At 61.9% G+C, this 17043-nt stretch carries 17 protein-coding genes; 5 read left to right on the forward strand and 12 right to left on the reverse strand.

Annotated features, from left to right (window positions below):
- Nucleotides 1-45 precede the first annotated feature (45 nt).
- From menH to VF684_RS12185, 3 genes are read right to left on the reverse strand one after another with little or no spacing between them, the layout of a single operon-like run.
- Nucleotides 46-843 (reverse strand): 2-succinyl-6-hydroxy-2,4-cyclohexadiene-1-carboxylate synthase, encoded by a 798-nt coding sequence (menH, locus tag VF684_RS12175; RefSeq protein ID WP_139440912.1) that lies wholly within the window; start codon nucleotides 841-843, stop codon nucleotides 46-48.
- Nucleotides 803-2563 carry a 2-succinyl-5-enolpyruvyl-6-hydroxy-3-cyclohexene-1-carboxylic-acid synthase gene (gene menD, locus VF684_RS12180; protein ID WP_201998080.1) on the reverse strand — a complete coding sequence of 587 codons (1761 nt, stop codon included), beginning with the start codon at nucleotides 2561-2563 and terminating at the stop codon, nucleotides 803-805. Before menD ends, menH begins: the two co-directional genes overlap by 41 nt.
- A gap of 32 nt (nucleotides 2564-2595) precedes the next feature.
- The gene (locus VF684_RS12185; RefSeq protein WP_201998081.1) at nucleotides 2596-3918 is read right to left on the reverse strand and encodes an isochorismate synthase; all 1323 of its coding nucleotides are present in this window, start codon (nucleotides 3916-3918) and stop codon (nucleotides 2596-2598) included.
- A gap of 208 nt (nucleotides 3919-4126) precedes the next feature.
- Between VF684_RS12185 and VF684_RS12190 the strand changes: the two genes are divergently transcribed.
- The gene (locus VF684_RS12190; RefSeq protein WP_201998082.1) at nucleotides 4127-5032 is read left to right on the forward strand and encodes a 1,4-dihydroxy-2-naphthoate polyprenyltransferase; all 906 of its coding nucleotides are present in this window, start codon (nucleotides 4127-4129) and stop codon (nucleotides 5030-5032) included.
- Between the two features lie 75 nt (nucleotides 5033-5107).
- Here VF684_RS12190 and VF684_RS12195 read toward each other — a convergent pair whose 3' ends face one another.
- On the reverse strand, nucleotides 5108-6502 hold the full coding sequence (locus VF684_RS12195) for a PepSY-associated TM helix domain-containing protein (RefSeq protein ID WP_201998083.1): 1395 nt from the start codon (nucleotides 6500-6502) through the stop codon (nucleotides 5108-5110).
- Nucleotides 6503-6770: 268 nt separating this feature from the next.
- On the opposite strand from VF684_RS12195, the gene VF684_RS12200 reads away from it, so the two are divergent.
- Entirely contained in the window at nucleotides 6771-7178 is a 408-nt protein-coding gene (locus tag VF684_RS12200) for a hypothetical protein (protein WP_159144399.1), read from the forward strand.
- A 21-nt stretch (nucleotides 7179-7199) separates the two neighbouring features.
- Here VF684_RS12200 and VF684_RS12205 read toward each other — a convergent pair whose 3' ends face one another.
- Both VF684_RS12205 and dbpA read right to left on the reverse strand, forming a co-directional pair.
- On the reverse strand, nucleotides 7200-7490 hold the full coding sequence (locus VF684_RS12205) for a YkgJ family cysteine cluster protein (protein ID WP_005341481.1): 291 nt from the start codon (nucleotides 7488-7490) through the stop codon (nucleotides 7200-7202).
- 89 nt (nucleotides 7491-7579) lie between these two features.
- Nucleotides 7580-8959 (reverse strand): ATP-dependent RNA helicase DbpA, encoded by a 1380-nt coding sequence (dbpA, locus tag VF684_RS12210; protein ID WP_040067082.1) that lies wholly within the window; start codon nucleotides 8957-8959, stop codon nucleotides 7580-7582.
- A 542-nt stretch (nucleotides 8960-9501) separates the two neighbouring features.
- Between dbpA and VF684_RS12215 the strand changes: the two genes are divergently transcribed.
- Nucleotides 9502-10707 (forward strand): NupC/NupG family nucleoside CNT transporter, encoded by a 1206-nt coding sequence (locus VF684_RS12215; protein WP_005363118.1) that lies wholly within the window; start codon nucleotides 9502-9504, stop codon nucleotides 10705-10707.
- Nucleotides 10708-10771: 64 nt separating this feature from the next.
- Here the strand turns inward: VF684_RS12215 and VF684_RS12220 are convergent, their stop codons facing one another.
- Both VF684_RS12220 and VF684_RS12225 read right to left on the reverse strand, forming a co-directional pair.
- On the reverse strand, nucleotides 10772-11272 hold the full coding sequence (locus tag VF684_RS12220; protein ID WP_139730676.1) for a metal-dependent hydrolase: 501 nt from the start codon (nucleotides 11270-11272) through the stop codon (nucleotides 10772-10774).
- A 125-nt stretch (nucleotides 11273-11397) separates the two neighbouring features.
- On the reverse strand, nucleotides 11398-11847 hold the full coding sequence (locus tag VF684_RS12225; protein ID WP_005335916.1) for a YaiI/YqxD family protein: 450 nt from the start codon (nucleotides 11845-11847) through the stop codon (nucleotides 11398-11400).
- A gap of 140 nt (nucleotides 11848-11987) precedes the next feature.
- On the opposite strand from VF684_RS12225, the gene zntB reads away from it, so the two are divergent.
- Nucleotides 11988-12953 carry a zinc transporter ZntB gene (gene zntB / locus VF684_RS12230; protein WP_005341467.1) on the forward strand — a complete coding sequence of 322 codons (966 nt, stop codon included), beginning with the start codon at nucleotides 11988-11990 and terminating at the stop codon, nucleotides 12951-12953.
- 13 nt (nucleotides 12954-12966) lie between these two features.
- Nucleotides 12967-13479 carry a mechanosensitive ion channel domain-containing protein gene (locus tag VF684_RS12235; RefSeq protein WP_005354921.1) on the forward strand — a complete coding sequence of 171 codons (513 nt, stop codon included), beginning with the start codon at nucleotides 12967-12969 and terminating at the stop codon, nucleotides 13477-13479.
- A gap of 61 nt (nucleotides 13480-13540) precedes the next feature.
- On the opposite strand, the gene VF684_RS12240 is transcribed toward VF684_RS12235, so the two are convergent.
- From VF684_RS12240 to VF684_RS12255, 4 genes are all read right to left on the reverse strand, one after another.
- Nucleotides 13541-13789, reverse strand: coding sequence for a hypothetical protein (locus tag VF684_RS12240; protein WP_139730626.1), 249 nt, complete (start codon nucleotides 13787-13789; stop codon nucleotides 13541-13543).
- 64 nt (nucleotides 13790-13853) lie between these two features.
- Nucleotides 13854-14426: a DNA-J related domain-containing protein gene (locus VF684_RS12245; RefSeq protein ID WP_139730627.1), complete on the reverse strand. Its 573-nt coding sequence runs from the start codon at nucleotides 14424-14426 to the stop codon at nucleotides 13854-13856.
- Entirely contained in the window at nucleotides 14423-16210 is a 1788-nt protein-coding gene (locus VF684_RS12250) for a cation:proton antiporter (RefSeq protein WP_201998084.1), read from the reverse strand. The genes VF684_RS12245 and VF684_RS12250 overlap by 4 nt, the downstream gene beginning before the upstream one ends.
- A gap of 190 nt (nucleotides 16211-16400) precedes the next feature.
- The gene (locus tag VF684_RS12255) at nucleotides 16401-16922 is read right to left on the reverse strand and encodes an MltR family transcriptional regulator (protein WP_005335907.1); all 522 of its coding nucleotides are present in this window, start codon (nucleotides 16920-16922) and stop codon (nucleotides 16401-16403) included.
- Nucleotides 16923-17043: the final 121 nt, after the last annotated feature.

Here is a 17043-nt window from a genome sequence, read left to right on the forward strand (position 1 = left end):
CTGGCATGTTGAACAGGTGCATACAGTTCAGCTTCCGTCATTGCTTCAATCATGACTCGTCTCTTCTTGTTGGTTGACCCACTCCGCGAGGAGTCGGGCAAAGTTATCAGGCTGATGGGCGTGCAGATTATGGCCGCCATCCAGCACCAAGTGGTTGATTCTGCGATTTTGGTTCGCCAGCTGGCAAGCCAGCTGATGGAATTTGTGATCCCGCTTGCCACTCACATAAGTAACCGGCAGCGGGCATGCAATGAGCCAGGGGGCGAGATCCGGCTGCTTGCCTAGCGAGGTGGCGCGTAGCATGGTGGCGATGCCCTGACCGTCGTTGCCAAGGCGGCGGGCGATCTGGCTGGCCCGGGCCGCATCATCGAGATCGGCAAACACCCCTTGCCGGTACCAATCTGCCAGCACGTCAGCCAGGGGCTCACGCTCGAAGCGCTGCGCCCACTGTTCATCGTGCTGGATGCGGGCGGCCCGCTCACTGGTCGGTAACCCCGGGTTGCAGTTCTCCAGCAGCAGCCCCCGCAGCCCGGTGGGCTCGCGGCTGGCGTGATAGAGGGCCAGTCGCCCCCCCAGCGAATAACCCGCCAGCAGATAGCGTTCAATGTTGCGGCTTGCCAGCTCGGCGACCAGCCACTGGTGGCTCTGCTCAAAGTCGCTGACGGTGAGAGCGCTATGCTGGCCGTGACCCGGCAGATCGAGGGCGATGCAGCGGATGGCGGGCAGCCGGTCGATCACCGGTTGCCAGTCGCCGCCATCCCCCAGCAGGCCGTGCAGCAGCACCAGCGGCACATTGGCATCTTTATTTGCCACGGATGGCGGCCCCCAGCGCCTTGAGATCATCGGCCACCTGCTCGCTCGGTACTCGGATCTCGATCAAGGTAACGCCATGTTGGAGGGCGGCGCGGTAATCGTGCTCGAACTCGGACAGGGTGGTCGGCGCCCGATAGGCGAGGCCAAACATGGCGGCAGCATGTTCAAAACTGAGGCCGTGGGGCAGCCGGTAGTAGCTCTCCAGCAGCTCCCCTTCGGTGGGCACCGGCAACATACGGAAGATGCTGCCGCCATCGTTGTTGAGCAGGATCACCACCAGCGGTCGGCTCGCCTTGCTGAGCAGGGCGAGGCTATTGAGATCGTGCAGGGCGCTGAGATCCCCAAGCAGCAGGGTGGTGGGCTCATCACTGTCCTGCTCGATCGATTGGGCAAACCCGTAGGCGGTGGCGAGCAGGCCATCGATGCCGGAGGCGCCACGGTTGGTCATCACCCGGCTCGGCCCCTTGCCCGTTTCGCCTAGCATGTCCATCAGTCGGGCCGGCATGCTGTTGCCGACAAACAGTTGCCCTTCGATAAGGGAATTGAGTCGATGGCAGACCCCGAGTTCGGAGAAGTGCTCGCAGGCAGCGGTGATCTGCTGGCTGGTGTTGTGTTGCAGCTCGGCCAGCCGGTGCCAGGGAGCCTGCGCTGTGGTGACCGGATGGGCCGCAGCAAAGGTGCTGGCACTGCAGAGCAGCCGGTTGCGCAGCCGGTAGTCGGGATCGAGCCGCGCCGGTTGCGGATCCACCAGCCAGTAATCCTGCCATGAATGGTGTTTGATGAACTGGCCAAGCCGCTTGGAGACAAGCCGCGCACCAAATTGCAGCAGCACCTCGGCGCGGCCCAGCTCGGCGATGAATTCAGGGTCGTTGAGCGCCATATCCATGTGGATGAGGTTGCGGCTGTCGAAGCGGATCTGGCTCTGCAGATCTGCCAGCAGCGGCCAGCCGAGTTGCTCCGCCAGCGCGGCGGCGGCCTGTGCCTGCTTCGGGTCGGTAATGCGGCCAGCTACAACGATGCCGCGCTGTTGCCGAAAGGTTTCCCACTCCGCCTGAGGTGGGCAGGTCGGCTCGTTTTGCTGCCACGGGCTCCAGGGCTTGTGTGAGCCGAGCCAGTCACCGAGGGGGGCCAGATAGTCGGAGAAATCCTGATAGTGCTCGCCCGGGTAGAGGGGCTCGGGGTACATGCAGTTGAAGTGCACCACTCCGGGAGTGAGCGCCTGTTTGGCCAAGGCTTGGTCCACCGAGCTCAGCACAAACGCCGCCGGAATGGTCGGGGTGGGGCTCGGCAGGTTCTGTTGATAGACGGGGTAGCGGCCGAAGATCCCCTGCTGGTCGATCGCCTGATTGGCGCCGTTGTCGATAAGCTCGTGAGGGCGATCGGCGGAGAGAATAATCAGCGGCACGCCGGTGAGCTGGGCCTCAGCCACGGCGGGCCAGAGGTTGGCTACCGCGGTGCCCGAAGTCATGATCACCGCCACCGGCCGGTTGCTCCCCTTGGCCAGACCCAGCGCCATAAAGCCGAGGCCGCGCTCGTCAAAGTGCAAGTGACGACGAAAGCCCTGATGGGCCGCGGCTGCCATGGTCAGCGGCGCGGAGCGGGAGCCGGGGGCCAGCGCGATGTCGCGCACCCCGAGGCGAAAGAGCTCCTCCAGCAAGAGGGAGGACCAGACGTGGTTGAAGGTGGCGTGCTGGCTCGAAAACGGGGGGCAGGCAAACTCTTCGCTGGCAGGCTCTTTACGGGTGGGCATAGGGGCTCTCGTAGCGTGAAAAGGGTGAATGACTATCCCAGCAGGGAGAGCACATTGGCGATCTTGTTGTCGAGTTCGGCCCACTCGGCGACAGGCTCGGAACCGGCGACAATGCCGGCACCGGCAAACAGGGTGACGCTGCCCGGCTGAATGCGGGCGCTGCGAATGGCGACCGAGAACTCCGAGGTCTCCCGACTCAGCATGCCGCAGGCTCCGGCGTACCAGCCCCGATCATAGGGCTCGAACTCGCGGATAAAGGCGAGCGCCGCCTCGCGCGGGGCGCCGCCCACCGCCGGCGTCGGGTGGAGGGCATCGAGCAACTGCCAGTCGCAGACGCCGGGCTTGAGCTCTGCTTCGATATCGCACTTGAGATGCTGCAGCAGCCGCAGTTTGAGAATGCGCGGCTCGGTCAGGGTGGCATCGTGGGTCAGTGGCGCCAGACGGCTCAGGATGTCGGCGTGTACCAGCCGGTTCTCCAGCCGGTTCTTGCTGTCGGCCAGCAGCTCGGCAGCCAGTTGGGCATCCACCTCTTCATCGCCGGAGCGGCGAATGGTGCCCGCCAGCGCCTCGGTAAAGAGGTGGCGATCTTCCCGGCGATAGAGCCGCTCGGGGGAGCAGGCGATAAAGGCCTGCTCGGGGGAGAATTGAAAACCGAAGTGGAAACAGTCCTGGGCGTGGCGGGCCCACTGGTCGAGCATGGCCCAGGGATTGATGTCTGCATCATGGTTCGGACTGGTCAGCACGCTCTCCCGCGACAGCACCACCTTGGGGGTGTGGGCCTGAAAATCGGGGGCGGTGACGCGCTCCACCAGCGTCTGCCACTGGGCGGGGCCGGGGCAATCCTGTCGCTGCCAGGGCTGCTTTTGCAGGGCGGGCAGCGGGGCTTCCGGGCGCAGGGCATCGAGGGCGGTGTCGGCCGCCTGCAGTTCGGCCTCGAGATTGTTTGCATCCAGCCAGAGGTTGAGGCAGAGACTGACGCACTCGCCACGGCGCACCAGCTCGATGCGGGGCAGCACGAAACGGCAGGGGCCAAACCCTTGCCAGCCGGATTGGGCCGGATCAAACGCCAGTCCGCCATAGTAGCGGGGGCTGTCGTCATGATGCTGGTTGGCTGTGTTAGTGCACACCTGCTTGATGGCGTGCGGCTCGGTCAGTTCATGGATGGCGCCCAGCGCGACATACTCGGGACGAGCCTCTCCACGGGCCTGCCAGTAGATGCGGGGATAGAGGGTTTGCGCCGCGAGCCAGCCCAGAAAGGAGCGGATTTCGATCGCCACTCGCAACCGTACGAAGCCGCTGACGTTGCTGTGACGCAGGGCGTCCAGTTGTTGCTTGATATGGGTCTGAGCCAACATGGATTCTTTTCTGAGCCGGGTAGTAACGAGCGATCCGGTAGCTGGATGCCGTAGGTTTATGCCAAAGGGCGATGATTTCCTATATATTATCTGCCCATTCGTCCATGTAAATCGCCCGCGGGAGCTTCACTCTCCGGGGCCAAGTATACCCAAATCCGGTTCGATAACCCTTAACACGATCAATATCCGATTGTTTGGCCATCACAAAATGACAAATACCTTCTCTGTTTGGTTGCTGGCGGCGCGTTTGCGAACACTGCCGCTCGCCTGCTCTTCCATCCTGCTGGGCTCGGGGCTGGCTGCCAGTCGTGGTGCCTTCGATGGCACCATCATGGCGCTCTCCCTGCTGACCGCCATCTTGCTGCAGATCCTCTCTAATCTGGCCAACGATTACGGCGATGCGGTCTCCGGCGCTGACAACGGTGAGCGGATCGGCCCGCAGCGGGCCGTGGTCTCCGGCCTTATCACCAAAAAGCAGATGTGCGTGGCGATGGGGCTGACCGCGCTGGCGGCGGTGGCCAGTGGCCTGCTGCTGCTGGGCTGTGCCTTCGGTGGCCAGTGGCTGCAGATTTTGGCATTTGTAGTACTGGGTGGCGCGGCCATTGTCGCGGCGGTGACCTACACCGTGGGCAAGACCCCTTACGGCTATCGCGGGTTTGGCGATATCTCGGTGTTCCTCTTCTTCGGCCTGCTGGGGGTGCTCGGCTCCTACTACCTTTTCACCAAGAGTCTGGAGTGGGATCTGCTGCTGCCCGCCACCGCCTGTGGCCTGCTGGCAACCGCCGTGCTCAATATCAACAATGTGCGCGACATCGAGACCGATGCCGCCAGCGGCAAGATCACCCTGGCGGTGCGCCTTGGCCGCAACCGTGCCATCGCTTATCACTGGGTGTTGCTGGGGGCTGCGCTGCTGGCGACCATCGCCTTTATCCTGACCCAGCCCGCCAGTTTCTGGCCGTGGATCTTCCTGCCCGCCATGAAGCCTCTCAGCGATGCGGCCCGCACCTTGCGCGAAAGCTACGATGGCGAGGTGCTGACCGGTTCCCTCAAGAAGACCGCCATCAGCGCCTTTCTGTTCAGCCTGCTGCTCTCCATCGGGTTGGCGCTCTCCTGACAGCTGGTCGCAGCTCGCCAAGGCGAACAATAAAAAGGGCTCCCGAGATGGGAGCCCTTTTTGGTTTTGGCGGGTTTAGCTGGCGCGCACCACCCTGAGGGGGAGGCGGGAGAAAATCAGGGTATCCAGCAGCCAGATGGCGACCATGGAGGCGCCCACCAGCGGGAAGGCGATCCCCAGCAGGATAAGCAGGGTGATGGCACCTCGCATCGGCGGGAGTTTGGCAGGTAGCGGCGGCGCGGCGAGACGGCCCTGCGGACGACGGCACCACCAGATCCACAGACCACTCACGGCGCTGGCCAGCACCATCAGGCAGATGAGCAGCATGGCGAGCTGATGGGGCCAGCCGTAGAGCTTGCCCATGTGCAGCATGACGCCGCTCTCCACCGTTTTGGCGACCGGGCCGTAATCCTGCCAGCGCACGTCGGCCAGCACCTTGCCGCTGTATTGATCGATATGCAGGGTGGCGTCGTTGCGCGGATCGTCGGCAAACAGGGCAATGGTGTAGACGCCGGTGGCGCCGACCGGCGGGGTGATGCTGTAACCCGGTTGGACTCCCCGCTCATGGGCGATCTCGACCACCTGTTGCAGCGCAATGCGCTGGCTGGCCATCACCACTCCCTCATGCTCGCCGTGGTTCATGGCGCCGTGATCGTGCCCCTCATCGACCGGCTGCGAGCTGGGCATAGGGGTGTTCTCCACCGCCCAGGGGACGGTCTGCTCATGGGCCTGATTCAGGCTGCGGGCCAGCGGTGCCGATTTGGGCACCTCGTTCCACATGGCGGCGGGGAAGCGGTTCCAGACCGCGGCAAATTGGTCACCCCAGAAGCCGGTCCAGGTCATGCCGCTCAAGAGCAATAGCAGCAGGAAACCGGCTCCCCAGAAGCCGACCACAGCGTGCAGATCCCGCCACCAGAGACGTCCGCGCTGGCTCACTCTGGGCCAGAGGATGCCGCCCACCCCGGGCCCCTTGCGTGGCCACCAGAGGTAGAGGCCGCTCAGCAGCAGTACCAGCCCCCAGCCTGCAGCCAGTTCGATCAGCCGATCTCCGGTGGTGCCGAGCAGCAGGTCGGCGTGCAGGGCGCGGGCTACCGATTGCAGATTCCACTTGTTGTCCATGGTGCCGAGCAGGGCGCCGCTGGCGGGGTCCATAAACAGGGTCAGCTCGCGATCCCCCTGATTGACGATGAACTGGGCGCTCTGGTCGGGTGCGGCAGGCGGCAGGTATTTACGCAGGCTGGCATCGGGCATGGTCATCATCGCCTTGGCCAGCAGTTGGTCGGCACTCAGGGTCTGGCTGGCGGGGGCGACCTTCATCAGCTCGGGGTACATCAGGTTGTCGAGCTGGGGTTTGAACAGATAGACGATCCCGGTCAGTGACAGCAGGATCAGGAAAGGGGCGACAAAGAGACCGGCGTAGAAGTGCCAGCGCCAGATCCGTTGGTAATGACTCGAGTCCCTGTTTTTCATTGCACATCCTTGTTGGGGCGCTAAACCTTTCGGCAGGTGGAATGTTTGTGGCGGCGCGGATAATAGCAGTAACGTTTCGTTAACTGCAATCGCACATCTTGAGATCGATTCAGTGCGGGATGTCGGTAACATAAGGTGCCGACGGCTTGCTGGATAGGATGAGCCCGCTTTGGGGAAAGCCTGTTTGCTGCTGGACTTTTCCTTATAAATTATTACCTTGTGGTAACAATTTGCAGGCGATGGTGGTGGTAACGGAATGGGAGCAGTCATGCAGCCACATGGGCAATTCGACATGGAGCGCAGGGGCCAGATGCTGATCTGCCGCCCTAGTGGCCCCTTCAATCTGGCAGGTGCCATGGCCTATGAGGCGCGCTTTCGTCACGAACTGGCCGGATTGATGGATGGCCCCTGGGGGATTGTCGAGGTCGCGACCGAGTTTGAAGCGGCCGGGCCCGAGGTGCTGGCCCGTTTTCGTCGCCAGTTTGGCTGGTGTGCCGAGAGTGGCTGTCAGTTTCTGGCGGTGGTCTTCGTGGGGGGCTTCAAGCGCTATCTGGCGGATAACATCTTCAAGGGATTACCCTTTCGTGCGGTACGTTACTTCGAGCAAGAGGCAGAGGCTATACAGTGGCTGGGAGAGCAGCTCAGCACCGCTCCCTGTGAACCTGCGAGCGCTTGACCACCCGTATCTGGCCTTGGCTCAATCCAGCTTGATAAACCACTTGTCCCGCTCGTCAACGCAGTCGGGTTCACCCATCTCGAATTCGCGGCAGATCAGCGGCCGCACCTCGTAGATACGGCACATCATGGTGTTGCGGTCGAGGGCGGCGCACCAGCCATCGTCGAGCCGGCGCATGACCGGTATCTCGCCATCCCGTTCCAGTACATAACGGTCCGGCACGCCGGTATCGGTAAAGAGCATCACTTCGAGGCGGCAGCAGCAGGCTTCGCAGTTCTGGCAGCTCACATCGGTTTGGATTGCTTGGGTCATGGTGCCTGTCTTGCCGCATGGCGGCATCGGAGATATGAAACAGGCGCCTGTCAGGCGCCTGTGGTCTGGCTAACGGCTTGCAAAGAACCTTAGCCCAGTTTGCGGGCGCGGTAGCTGCGACCCTTGATCTTGCCTTCCTGCAACCGCTTGAGAGCGGCGCTCGCCACGCTGCGCTTCACGGCGACGTAGGAGTACTGCTCGGAGATCTGGATCTTGCCCACGTCGGCGCCGGCAATGCCGCCTTCACCGGTCAGGGCACCCAGAATGTCACCGGCCCGCACCTTGGTCTTGCGACCTGCATCGATGGAGAGGGTCACCATCTGCGGGGCGATCGGCTTGATGTCGCGGCCGATGCTGTCGAGATCACCCAGCGGCATCGGAGCCTGCTGGTACTCTTCGATAAAGTTGACGCGCTGGGCCTCGTTCGGCTGATAGAGACTCAGAGCCAGACCCTGCTGGCCGGCACGACCGGTACGACCGATGCGGTGCACGTGCACTTCCGGATCATAGGTCAGCTCGTAGTTGATGACGGCGCCCAGCTCCTTGATGTCGAGGCCGCGGGCCGCCACATCGGTGGCCACCAGAATGGTGGCACTGCCGTTGGCAAAGCGCACCAGCACCTGATCCCGCTCGCGCTGTTCCAGATCGCCGTTCAGCGCCAGCGCCGAGAAGCCCTTGGCGGCCAGATGGTCGGCTACGTCGTTACAGGCGCGCTTGGTGTTGCAGAACACCACGCAGGAGCTGGGCTGGTAGTAGCTCAGCAGCCAGGTGAGGGCGTCGAGGCGCTGACCGGCAGGCACTTCGTAGAGCTTCTGTTCGATGGCGCTCCCCTCGTGCAGGGACTCCACGCTCACCTCGACCGGATTGCGCTGCACGCCACGGCTCATCTGGGCGATCCCTTCCGGATAGGTCGCGGAGAAGAGCAGGGTTTGGCGCTGTTGGGGGGCATAGCTGATGACCCGGTTGATATCTTCGCCAAAGCCCATGTCCAGCATGCGATCCGCTTCATCCAGCACCAGCGTCTTGAGGCCGGATAGCTCCAGCGTGCCTTGCTCCAGATGCTTGAGAATACGACCCGGGGTGCCGACGGCAATGTGGGCACCAAAGCTCAGGGTGGCGGACTGCGGTGCGGTCGGGGTGCCGCCGCACAGGGTCACCAGCTTGACGTTGGGCAGGGCGCGCGCCAGACGACGGATCTCCTGAGCCACCTGATCCGCCAGTTCGCGGGTCGGGCAGAGCACCAGCGCCTGCACTTCGAGGCGGTTGACGTTGAGCTTGGCCAGCAGGCCGAGGCCGAAGGCGGCGGTCTTGCCGCTGCCGGTTTTTGCCTTGGCGATCAGGTCTTTGCCATCGAGTACCAGGGGCAGGCTCTGGGCCTGGATCGGGGTCATCTGCAGGTAACCCAGGCTGGTGAGGTTCTCTTGCAGGGCGGGGGAGAGATTGAGGCTGCTAAATTCGCTGTTGTTCACAAAAGGACTCTATTTCGGAGAAAACGGGGATGCGCGAGCGCTAAGGCCGCGCATCATACCAGAATGTGGCACCGGATGTGGCGGATTTTTGAACGGCTGGTCACGAGGGGCCATGAAAGGTTCATTTGTTGCCAAACCGATCGCGGGCGAGCACTGACAATGTAATAAGGACTATTTTTCAAACACACATCTAATTATTTATCGCGGATAAACGTTTTCTATTTTCAGTATTTTAATATAATGGTTGGAAAATATTCTGCGAGTAGTTACTGCGCCACAAGGAATGTTGCGAAAATGCTGATTAAATATTTTCAAAGAATATGAAAACGGCGCCACAACTACTCAAGATTATGTTTTAAAAGGATTTATGTTATCTGTGTTGCGCGATTAATATCAGTTCATTGCACAATTAATTTAAAAACGTTTGTATTATCCTGCCTCCATAATATTGCGCGGGATTGTGATGGCTATCTGATTTTTAAATGTGCAAATGTCTATGATGGCGCCGGTCAAAAATTACAATTTACTCAGGTGCTACAGGTATGGAATACGTTCACTTTGTGCTCGGACTGGTGATGGTCCTCGCTCTCTCTCTGCTGGCTAACCGCCACAACTGGAAACAAATCAAGCTGCGTTATATCGGCCAACTGCTGGTGGTCGAACTGGCGCTGGCCTGGTTCATGCTGAACTCCGAAGTGGGTCTGGCGGTGGTGGGTGGCTTCGCGGCTGGCTTCACCAAGTTGATGGAGTTTGCCAAACAGGGTACCGACTTCGTGTTCGGTGGCCTGGTCAACGAAGGGGCCTTCTCCTTCTTCCTGATGGTGCTGATGCCCATCGTCTTCATCTCCGTGCTGATCGGTATTCTGCAGTACATCCGCCTGCTGCCGCTGGTGATCCGCGGTATCGGTACCGTGCTGGCCAAGATCAACGGCATGGGCAAGCTGGAGTCTTTCAACGCCATCAGCTCGATGATCGTCGGCCAGTCCGAGAACTTCATCGCCCTCAAGAACATCCTGCCGCACCTGAACGAGAAGCAGATGTACACCCTGGCTGCGACGGCCATGTCTACCGTCTCCATGTCCATCGTCGGTGCCTACATGCAGCTGATCGAGCCGCGCTACGTGGTTGCCGCGCTGGTGCTCAACATGTTCAGTACCTTCGTGGTGCTGTCGCTGATTAACCCCTACGAGCCGGATAACTCCGTGACCGACATCAAGGCCATTGCCGAAGGTGACGAGCACCACACCCCGAAGAAAGAGAACTTCTTCGAGATGCTGGGTGAGTACATCATGGCCGGTTTCACCGTTGCCGTTATCGTGGGTGCCATGCTGGTGGGCTTCATCGCGCTGATTGCCCTGATCAACTACCTGTTCGAGATGGCATTTGGCGTGAACTTCCAGTTCGTCATGGGTTACCTCTTCTACCCGATCGCCTGGATCCTGGGTATCCCGAGTGGTGAAGCGCTGCAAGCGGGCTCCATTATGGCGACCAAGCTGGTGACCAACGAGTTCGTGGCGATGATGGATCTGGGCAAGGTGGCTGCCGAGCTCTCTCCGCGCACCGTCGGCATCCTCTCCATCTTCATGGTCTCTTTCGCCAACTTCAGCTCCATCGGCATCATCGCCGGTGCGGTAAAAGCGCTGAACGAAGAGAAGGGCAACATGGTTTCCCGCTTCGGTCTGAAGCTGGTCTACGGTTCTACCCTGGTCAGCCTGCTCTCTGCTGTTATCGCAGGCATCATGATCTGATCCTCTAGTGGTTCGCACCACTGCTTGGGCCCCTGACCTTGTCAGGGGTTTTTTTATTTCTGGCTTACAGCCGCCAGCCGCACCACCAGCCAGCGACCAGCAAGGTTAGAGTGCAAAAGCCGGTTTCGATGGCGCCGCCGCTGCGCAGCGGCCAGCCCGGCAGCCGGAAGCGGCGTTTGATGGGCCAGAAGAGCGGAATGCCCGCCGGGGTGAGCCAGTCCCCCAGCAGATGGCTGAGGTAGCCGACGATAAGCGCATCCTTGACCCCCATGGGCAGGGTGTCCGGCGGCAGGCTCTGGTTCAGCCCCCAGACAGCGGCGGCGACTGCCAGCAGACTGTGGGTGAAGCCGCGATGGCCGAACAGTCGCGACAGAGGTTTCGAGATCCACGGCAGGCGCTGCCCCAGCACCGATTTGGGGTGGTCGAGGTCGGGCAACAGGGCGCTGGCCAGCGCGGCAGGGATGGTCTGCCACAGGCTGGAATCGGCCAGTGCCGGAGTGAGCTGCAGTTTGTGGGCGATCAGGGTGCAGGTAACGGAGAAGAGCAGGTGCCCTTGGGCGGTCATGATGATTACGGCGTGGACAAGATGGCGGCGCATCTTACCAGCCTGACGGTTGTGGTCAGCTCTTATTTTAAAAATCAGGATGTTACGGCGAAAAAGCGCCCATGTTGGGCGCCTTTAGGGTCTCTTTACAGCTTGCCTTTGACCAGCCACTTGTCGAGGGCATTGGCGAAGCGCTGCTTGTCGGCGGCATTGAAGGGGGCCGGGCCGCCGGTCTGCACGCCAGCCGAGCGCAGCTCTTCCATAAAGTTGCGCATGCCGAGCCGCGCCTTGATGGTCTCGCGGGTGTAGATCTCGCCACGGGGGTTGAGCGCCTCGCCACCGGCATCGATCACCCAGGAGGCGAGGGGGATGTCGCCGGTGATCACCAGATCGCCGGGCTGAACCTGCTGGGCGATGACATGATCTGCCACATCGAATCCCTTCTCCACCTGCTGGGTTTTGATGAAGGGCGAGGGGGGCACCCGCAATCCCTGATTGGCCACCAGGGTAGTGACGACCTGGGCGCGGTGGGCGGCGCGGTAGAGGATCTCCTTGACCGGAATGGGGCAGGCATCGGCATCAACCCAGATGGGCATGGCATGGTTTCCTGTAGTGAAAGCGGATGGAAAACGAGAGTGGTCATGTTAGCACAGGCCTTCCCTTCCCGGCGCGGGGCTGAGTCGGCCCAACCTTTGGTGTAAGCTGGGGCCAGCACATGAAACGAGAAGGAGACGAGATGGATCGGGTGCCCGGTGAAGTGATTTATGCCCTGACCCTGGATGGCAAGGGTGGCATGGCGCCGCTGACGGCGGGAAGCGAAGTCCCGGCGGCACATCCCGGCTGGCTGCATCTGGATTACGGCAATCCCGATTCGGCACGCTGGCTGTTGCAGACCCCCTTGCTCAGCGAGGCGGCCAGGGAGTCGCTGCTCGGCCAGAGCAATCGTCCCAAGCTGGTGCGGATGGGGGAGACGGTGCTGCTGATCCTGCGCGGCATCAACCACAACAAGGATCACAGGCCCGAAGAGATGGTGGCGCTGCGCATCTTCATCACCCCGGATCTCATCATCAGCAGCCGTCGTCGTCCGCTGCTCTCCGAGCAGGATGTCTTCAACCAGCTCAAGCTGGGTGGCGGCGCCGATACCCCGGCCGACTGGTTGGTGGAGATCTGCGATGCCCTGACCGATCGGGCGGGGGAGTTTGTCGAGGAGCTGCACGACAAGATCCTCGATCTGGAGGAGATGGTGCTGATGCGCGATATGCCCGCCAATGGACGGCTGGCGCTGATCCGCAAGCAGCTCATCATGATCCGCCGCTACCTCTCGCCGCAGCGGGATCTGGTGGCGCGGCTGGCCAACGAGAAGATCAGCTGGCTGGATGAGGATGATCGCCGTCGTCTGCTCGATATCGCCGACCGGCTGCGGCGCTGGCTCGATGACCTCGATGCCGGGGTGGCTCGCACCGCCGTGCTGGCAGACGAGATCAACAATCTGATGGCAGAGGCGACCAACCGCCGCGCCTACCAGATGTCGGTGATGGCGCTACTCTTTTTGCCTGCCAGCTTCCTGACCGGTCTGTTTGGCATCAACCTCGGTGGTATCCCCGGGGCCGAGAATCCGACCGCCTTCTGGGTCTTCTGTGGTTCGCTGGTGGCGCTGGCCAGCGGGCTGGCTATCTGGCTCAAACATCGGCGCTGGTGGTAAGGAGGCATAACCCATGTGGCAATCAATTGGCCTGACCCTGCTGCTGTTGCTGGGGCATACCCTGATCCGGCGGCTTATTCACAAGAGCCTGCTGGCGCTCGGCCAGAGCAGGCAGGTGAGCGAGAACCGGGTGCTCTACGTGGCCCATGTGTTCCACTTCCTGCTCGGCTGCGCCACCTTGCTGGTGCTGGCCGGGGTGTGGGGGCTCGACTTCTCCCGACTGGTAGTGCTCGCGTCCTCCTTCTTTGCGGTACTGGGGGTCGCCATGGTGGCCCAGTGGTCGATCCTCTCCAACATCACCGCCAGCATCACCATCTTCTTTGCCTTCCCCTACAAGATTGGCGACCGGATCCGTATCCTCGACAAGGATGATTCTGTCACCGGCGTCATCACCGAGATCGGCCTCTTCTACGTGCGGGTGCGTGATGACAACGGCGATCTGGTCACCTATCCGGCCAACCTGATCCTGCAAAAGCCGGTCAGAAAGCTGGAGGGCAAGGTGGCGGAACCGCTACAACCGGAATAGAAAGCAACCGGAATAACAAAAAGGCTCCCTCGGGAGCCTTTTTAGTGTGCTGTGGATGGCGCTAGCGTTCGAAGAATCGGTAGAGGTGCTCCACCTGAACAGGGCAGTCGGCAACCTGATGCAGATGTTCGCGGGCCTGCTCGACGGTGCCGAAACTGACCGGGCAGCCGAGGGTGTCGGTCAGCTCGTAGAGGACGCCATCCTTGCCTCTGAATTCGATGAGCCAGCCGGGAATGGCCACGTCGTGGAGGATTTCGGCCTCGTGCAGGATCTGTTGCTGATAGAGCTTACGAAGTTCACTGACTGTCATGATGCTCTCCTGTGGGGAATATCCAGCTCCAGTCTATGCCTGCCCTTTATATGCGGCAACGGGATCATCCCCGCAGGACCTCCCATGCCCAGCGGATGCGGATAAAGGTCTCTGCATTGCCGCCCCGATCCGGATGGTGCTGTAATGCCAGCTCCCGCCAGCGGCGGCGGATCGCCTCCTGACTCGTTCCTTCATTCAACTCGAACAGGGCCAGCGCCTCGGCTTTGTGCCCCTCCCCGTCATAAGCGCGCCAGAAGCGGTTGAGCAGGGCCTCAACTTCAGCACGGTCGGTCTGCCAGAACACCTGCCAGTCGAGATAGTAGCTACGCAGATTTTCGCCAACAGCAAAGCCGTGGTTGGCCTCCTGATTCCCGGCCAGCGGTTCGAGCCGGATATCCAGGGTGCTGATCACCAGCCACCATCCCTCTTGCCAGAGCTCGGCCTGCAACTGGTAGAGGGCGTTCATGATCAGGAAGTTGACCCGAAACAGCTGCAGTTGCTCATCGTCGGCCAGTACCGGAATTGCCCCCTGCTGGCGCAGATCAGCCATCAGTTCATGCACCTTGTAGCTGCCCGCCGCCTGTTGCAATAGCACCAGCAGAGGGGCGATCAGCGGATTGTGGTTGGCTTCGCTCATTCGGCGCCCTGTTCTCTGGGCGGTTGCAGGGCGATCAGCAGCTCACCCGCCTGCGGGGTGACGGGGCCGGTAACGATCTGGGGCTTGCCCTTGCCATCTATGATGAAGAGCGGGATGGCGCCGGGATTGGCGGTCTGATACTGGGCCCAGTCGAACGCCTCGCTCAGGCGGGTCGCCTTGATCTGGCCACCTCGGCTCAACAGGCCGCTCAGCCGGGCATAGTTGATGTCGGGGCCGAACAGGTTCTGGCGAGCGCGAAAGGTGGCGCTCTCCCGGTTGGCCTTGCCGTGCTGCTCGCTGGAGCGCAGGGAGTAGACCTGCTCCTCGCCGTAGAGGTGGGCAAAGTGCAGCACCCCGAGTGCGTTGTTGTGGCGGTTGGGGGAGAGCGCCAGCACGGTACTGATACTGGTGAGCGGCAGGTGCAGCTCGGCATGTTCCGACTGGGGGTTGCCGAAGTAGCAGGGGAGGTTGCTCATCCGTGCCTGTTTGCAGAACTCCCAGGCGGGATCGCAGAGCTGTACCGGCACCCCCTGATCCGCCAGCGCCTTGCCGATAGCCCGCGCCACCGAGTTGGCCCCTATGATGAGCCAGGTGTTGGGGGCGCTCTGGCGCATCTTGAGCAGGCTGGTCAGCGGTGCCGAGGTGAGGCTCTGCAACACCACGGTGGAGATGATCACCGCAAATACCAGCGGCACCAGCTTGTCGGCATCGGGGATCTCGGCCTGATGCAGGCTGATGGCAAACGAGGCACTGACCGCCGCCGCGACTATGCCGCGCGGGGCGATCCAGCTCAGCAGGGCGCGAGCCCGCCAGGAGAGATCCGAGCCCCAGGTCGAGACCAGAATACAGAGCGGGCGCGCCACGAACTGCACCACGCAGAGCAGCGCCAGCACCATGGGGCCGAGCTGCCAGAGCTGGGCCAGATCGAGGCGGGCCGCCAGCAGGATAAACAGGCTGGAGATGAGGATGACCGCGAGATCCTCCTTGAACGCCAGCACCTCCTCCAGATCCAGCCCCTCCTGATTGGCGAGCCAGATGCCGAACACGGTCACTGCCAGCAGGCCGGACTCGTGGCTCAGCCAGTTGGAGAGGCTGAAGGTGACCAGCACCAGCGCCAGCACCCCGAACTTGTGCAGGCTGACCGGTAGCCAGTCCTTGCGAATGAGCAGGGTGGTGAGCCAGCCCGCCACTACGCCGATCAGAGAGCCGACCCCCACCGTTTTGGCCAGAGCCAGCAGGGTATGGCTGATGAGATCCCCCTGACTGCCGAGGCGTACCGCCTCGAACACCAGCACCGCAAACAGGGCGCCGATGGGGTCGATGACGATCCCCTCCCAGCGCAGGATACGGTCCACCTCCCGGGTGGGGCGGATCACGTTGAGCATGGGGGCGATCACCGTCGGGCCCGTTACCACCAGTACAGCTCCGAGCATGGTGGCGACCCGCCAGTCCAGCCCCAGCAGGAAGTAACCGGCGCTGCCGATGACGGCGAAACTGACCAGCATGCCGGTGGAACAGAGATTGCGCACCACCTTGCCGATCCCCTTGAGCTCGGCGAGATGGAGGGTCAGCGCCCCCTCGAACAGGATGATGGCCACCGACAGGGAGACCAGCGGAAACAGCAGCTCCCCGAGCAGGGCATCGGGGTCGAGCAGGCCGCTGACCGGGCCCAGAGTCAGGCCGGTGAGCAGCAGAAATAGGATGGCGGGCACCCGCAGCGACCAGGCAAGCCATTGGGCCAGCACGGAGACCAGGGCGATCCCGGCCAGAGAGAGGGCAATCATGCAGACCTCGATTCAGGCAGTGAGTATGGAGCTAGTGTAGTGGCTAAGTTGGTCAGATTGACACCCGAAGGTGCGGGCGTCATGGCCGGGATGGGGAGATGTGCGACAGTCGGCGTCATGGTGGCTGGCGGTGGTGTGAAGGGCGCCAGCCAGACGCCAACCGTGGTGATGGTGTGGCCTCGGGGCCGGATTAGATGGGGCTCTCCTTGTGGAGCTCGCCGACGCAGTCGGCCAGCGCCAGTACCAGTGCGGAGCGCACCATCTGATCGAGCCGGTTGAGCTGCATCTGGTAGAAGGCCCAATCCTCTTCGCTGGCGGGGGGCTCCAGCTTCATCATGCCGCCCTGATTGACCCCGTGCAGGCGGTCGAGCAGGTCGCGGATCGGTTTGTCGCTGAAGCGGTAATCCTTGGGGTCGCGCACCAGAAAGTCGCGGATCTTGATATAGGCTTCGATATCCTGATAGCGCTCGAGTGAGATGAGGCCGAGGGCGAAGATGAGCTTGAGGCGCACCTCCAGCTGGCCGAGGGGGCCGCTCTGGTTGAGCAGGGGTTCGATGGCGTATTTGACGGCATACTCCTCCTGACGGAACGCGCGTCGCATCAGGGAGTCGACCGCCTCTTCCAGGATGGTCACGGCTTCGAGAAAGAAGCCGCGGGGGCCATCCTGCTCATTCAGTCGTTCCAGTACTTCATCTTCCTGGTGTGTGGTCATAGGTGCATTGGGTCCAGCTGACAGGGAGAGAGTGGGCCTCTCTCCCGGTTTTTATCATATGGGGCACATTCCCTTGCCATTCAAGCGCTTGGCGCGCTATCAGTGGTGGCTGAATGCGCCG

The sequence above is a fragment of the Aeromonas sp. Lyrl_2 genome (assembly GCF_051948815.1).
Taxonomy (GTDB): Bacteria; Pseudomonadota; Gammaproteobacteria; order Enterobacterales; family Aeromonadaceae; genus Aeromonas; species Aeromonas veronii.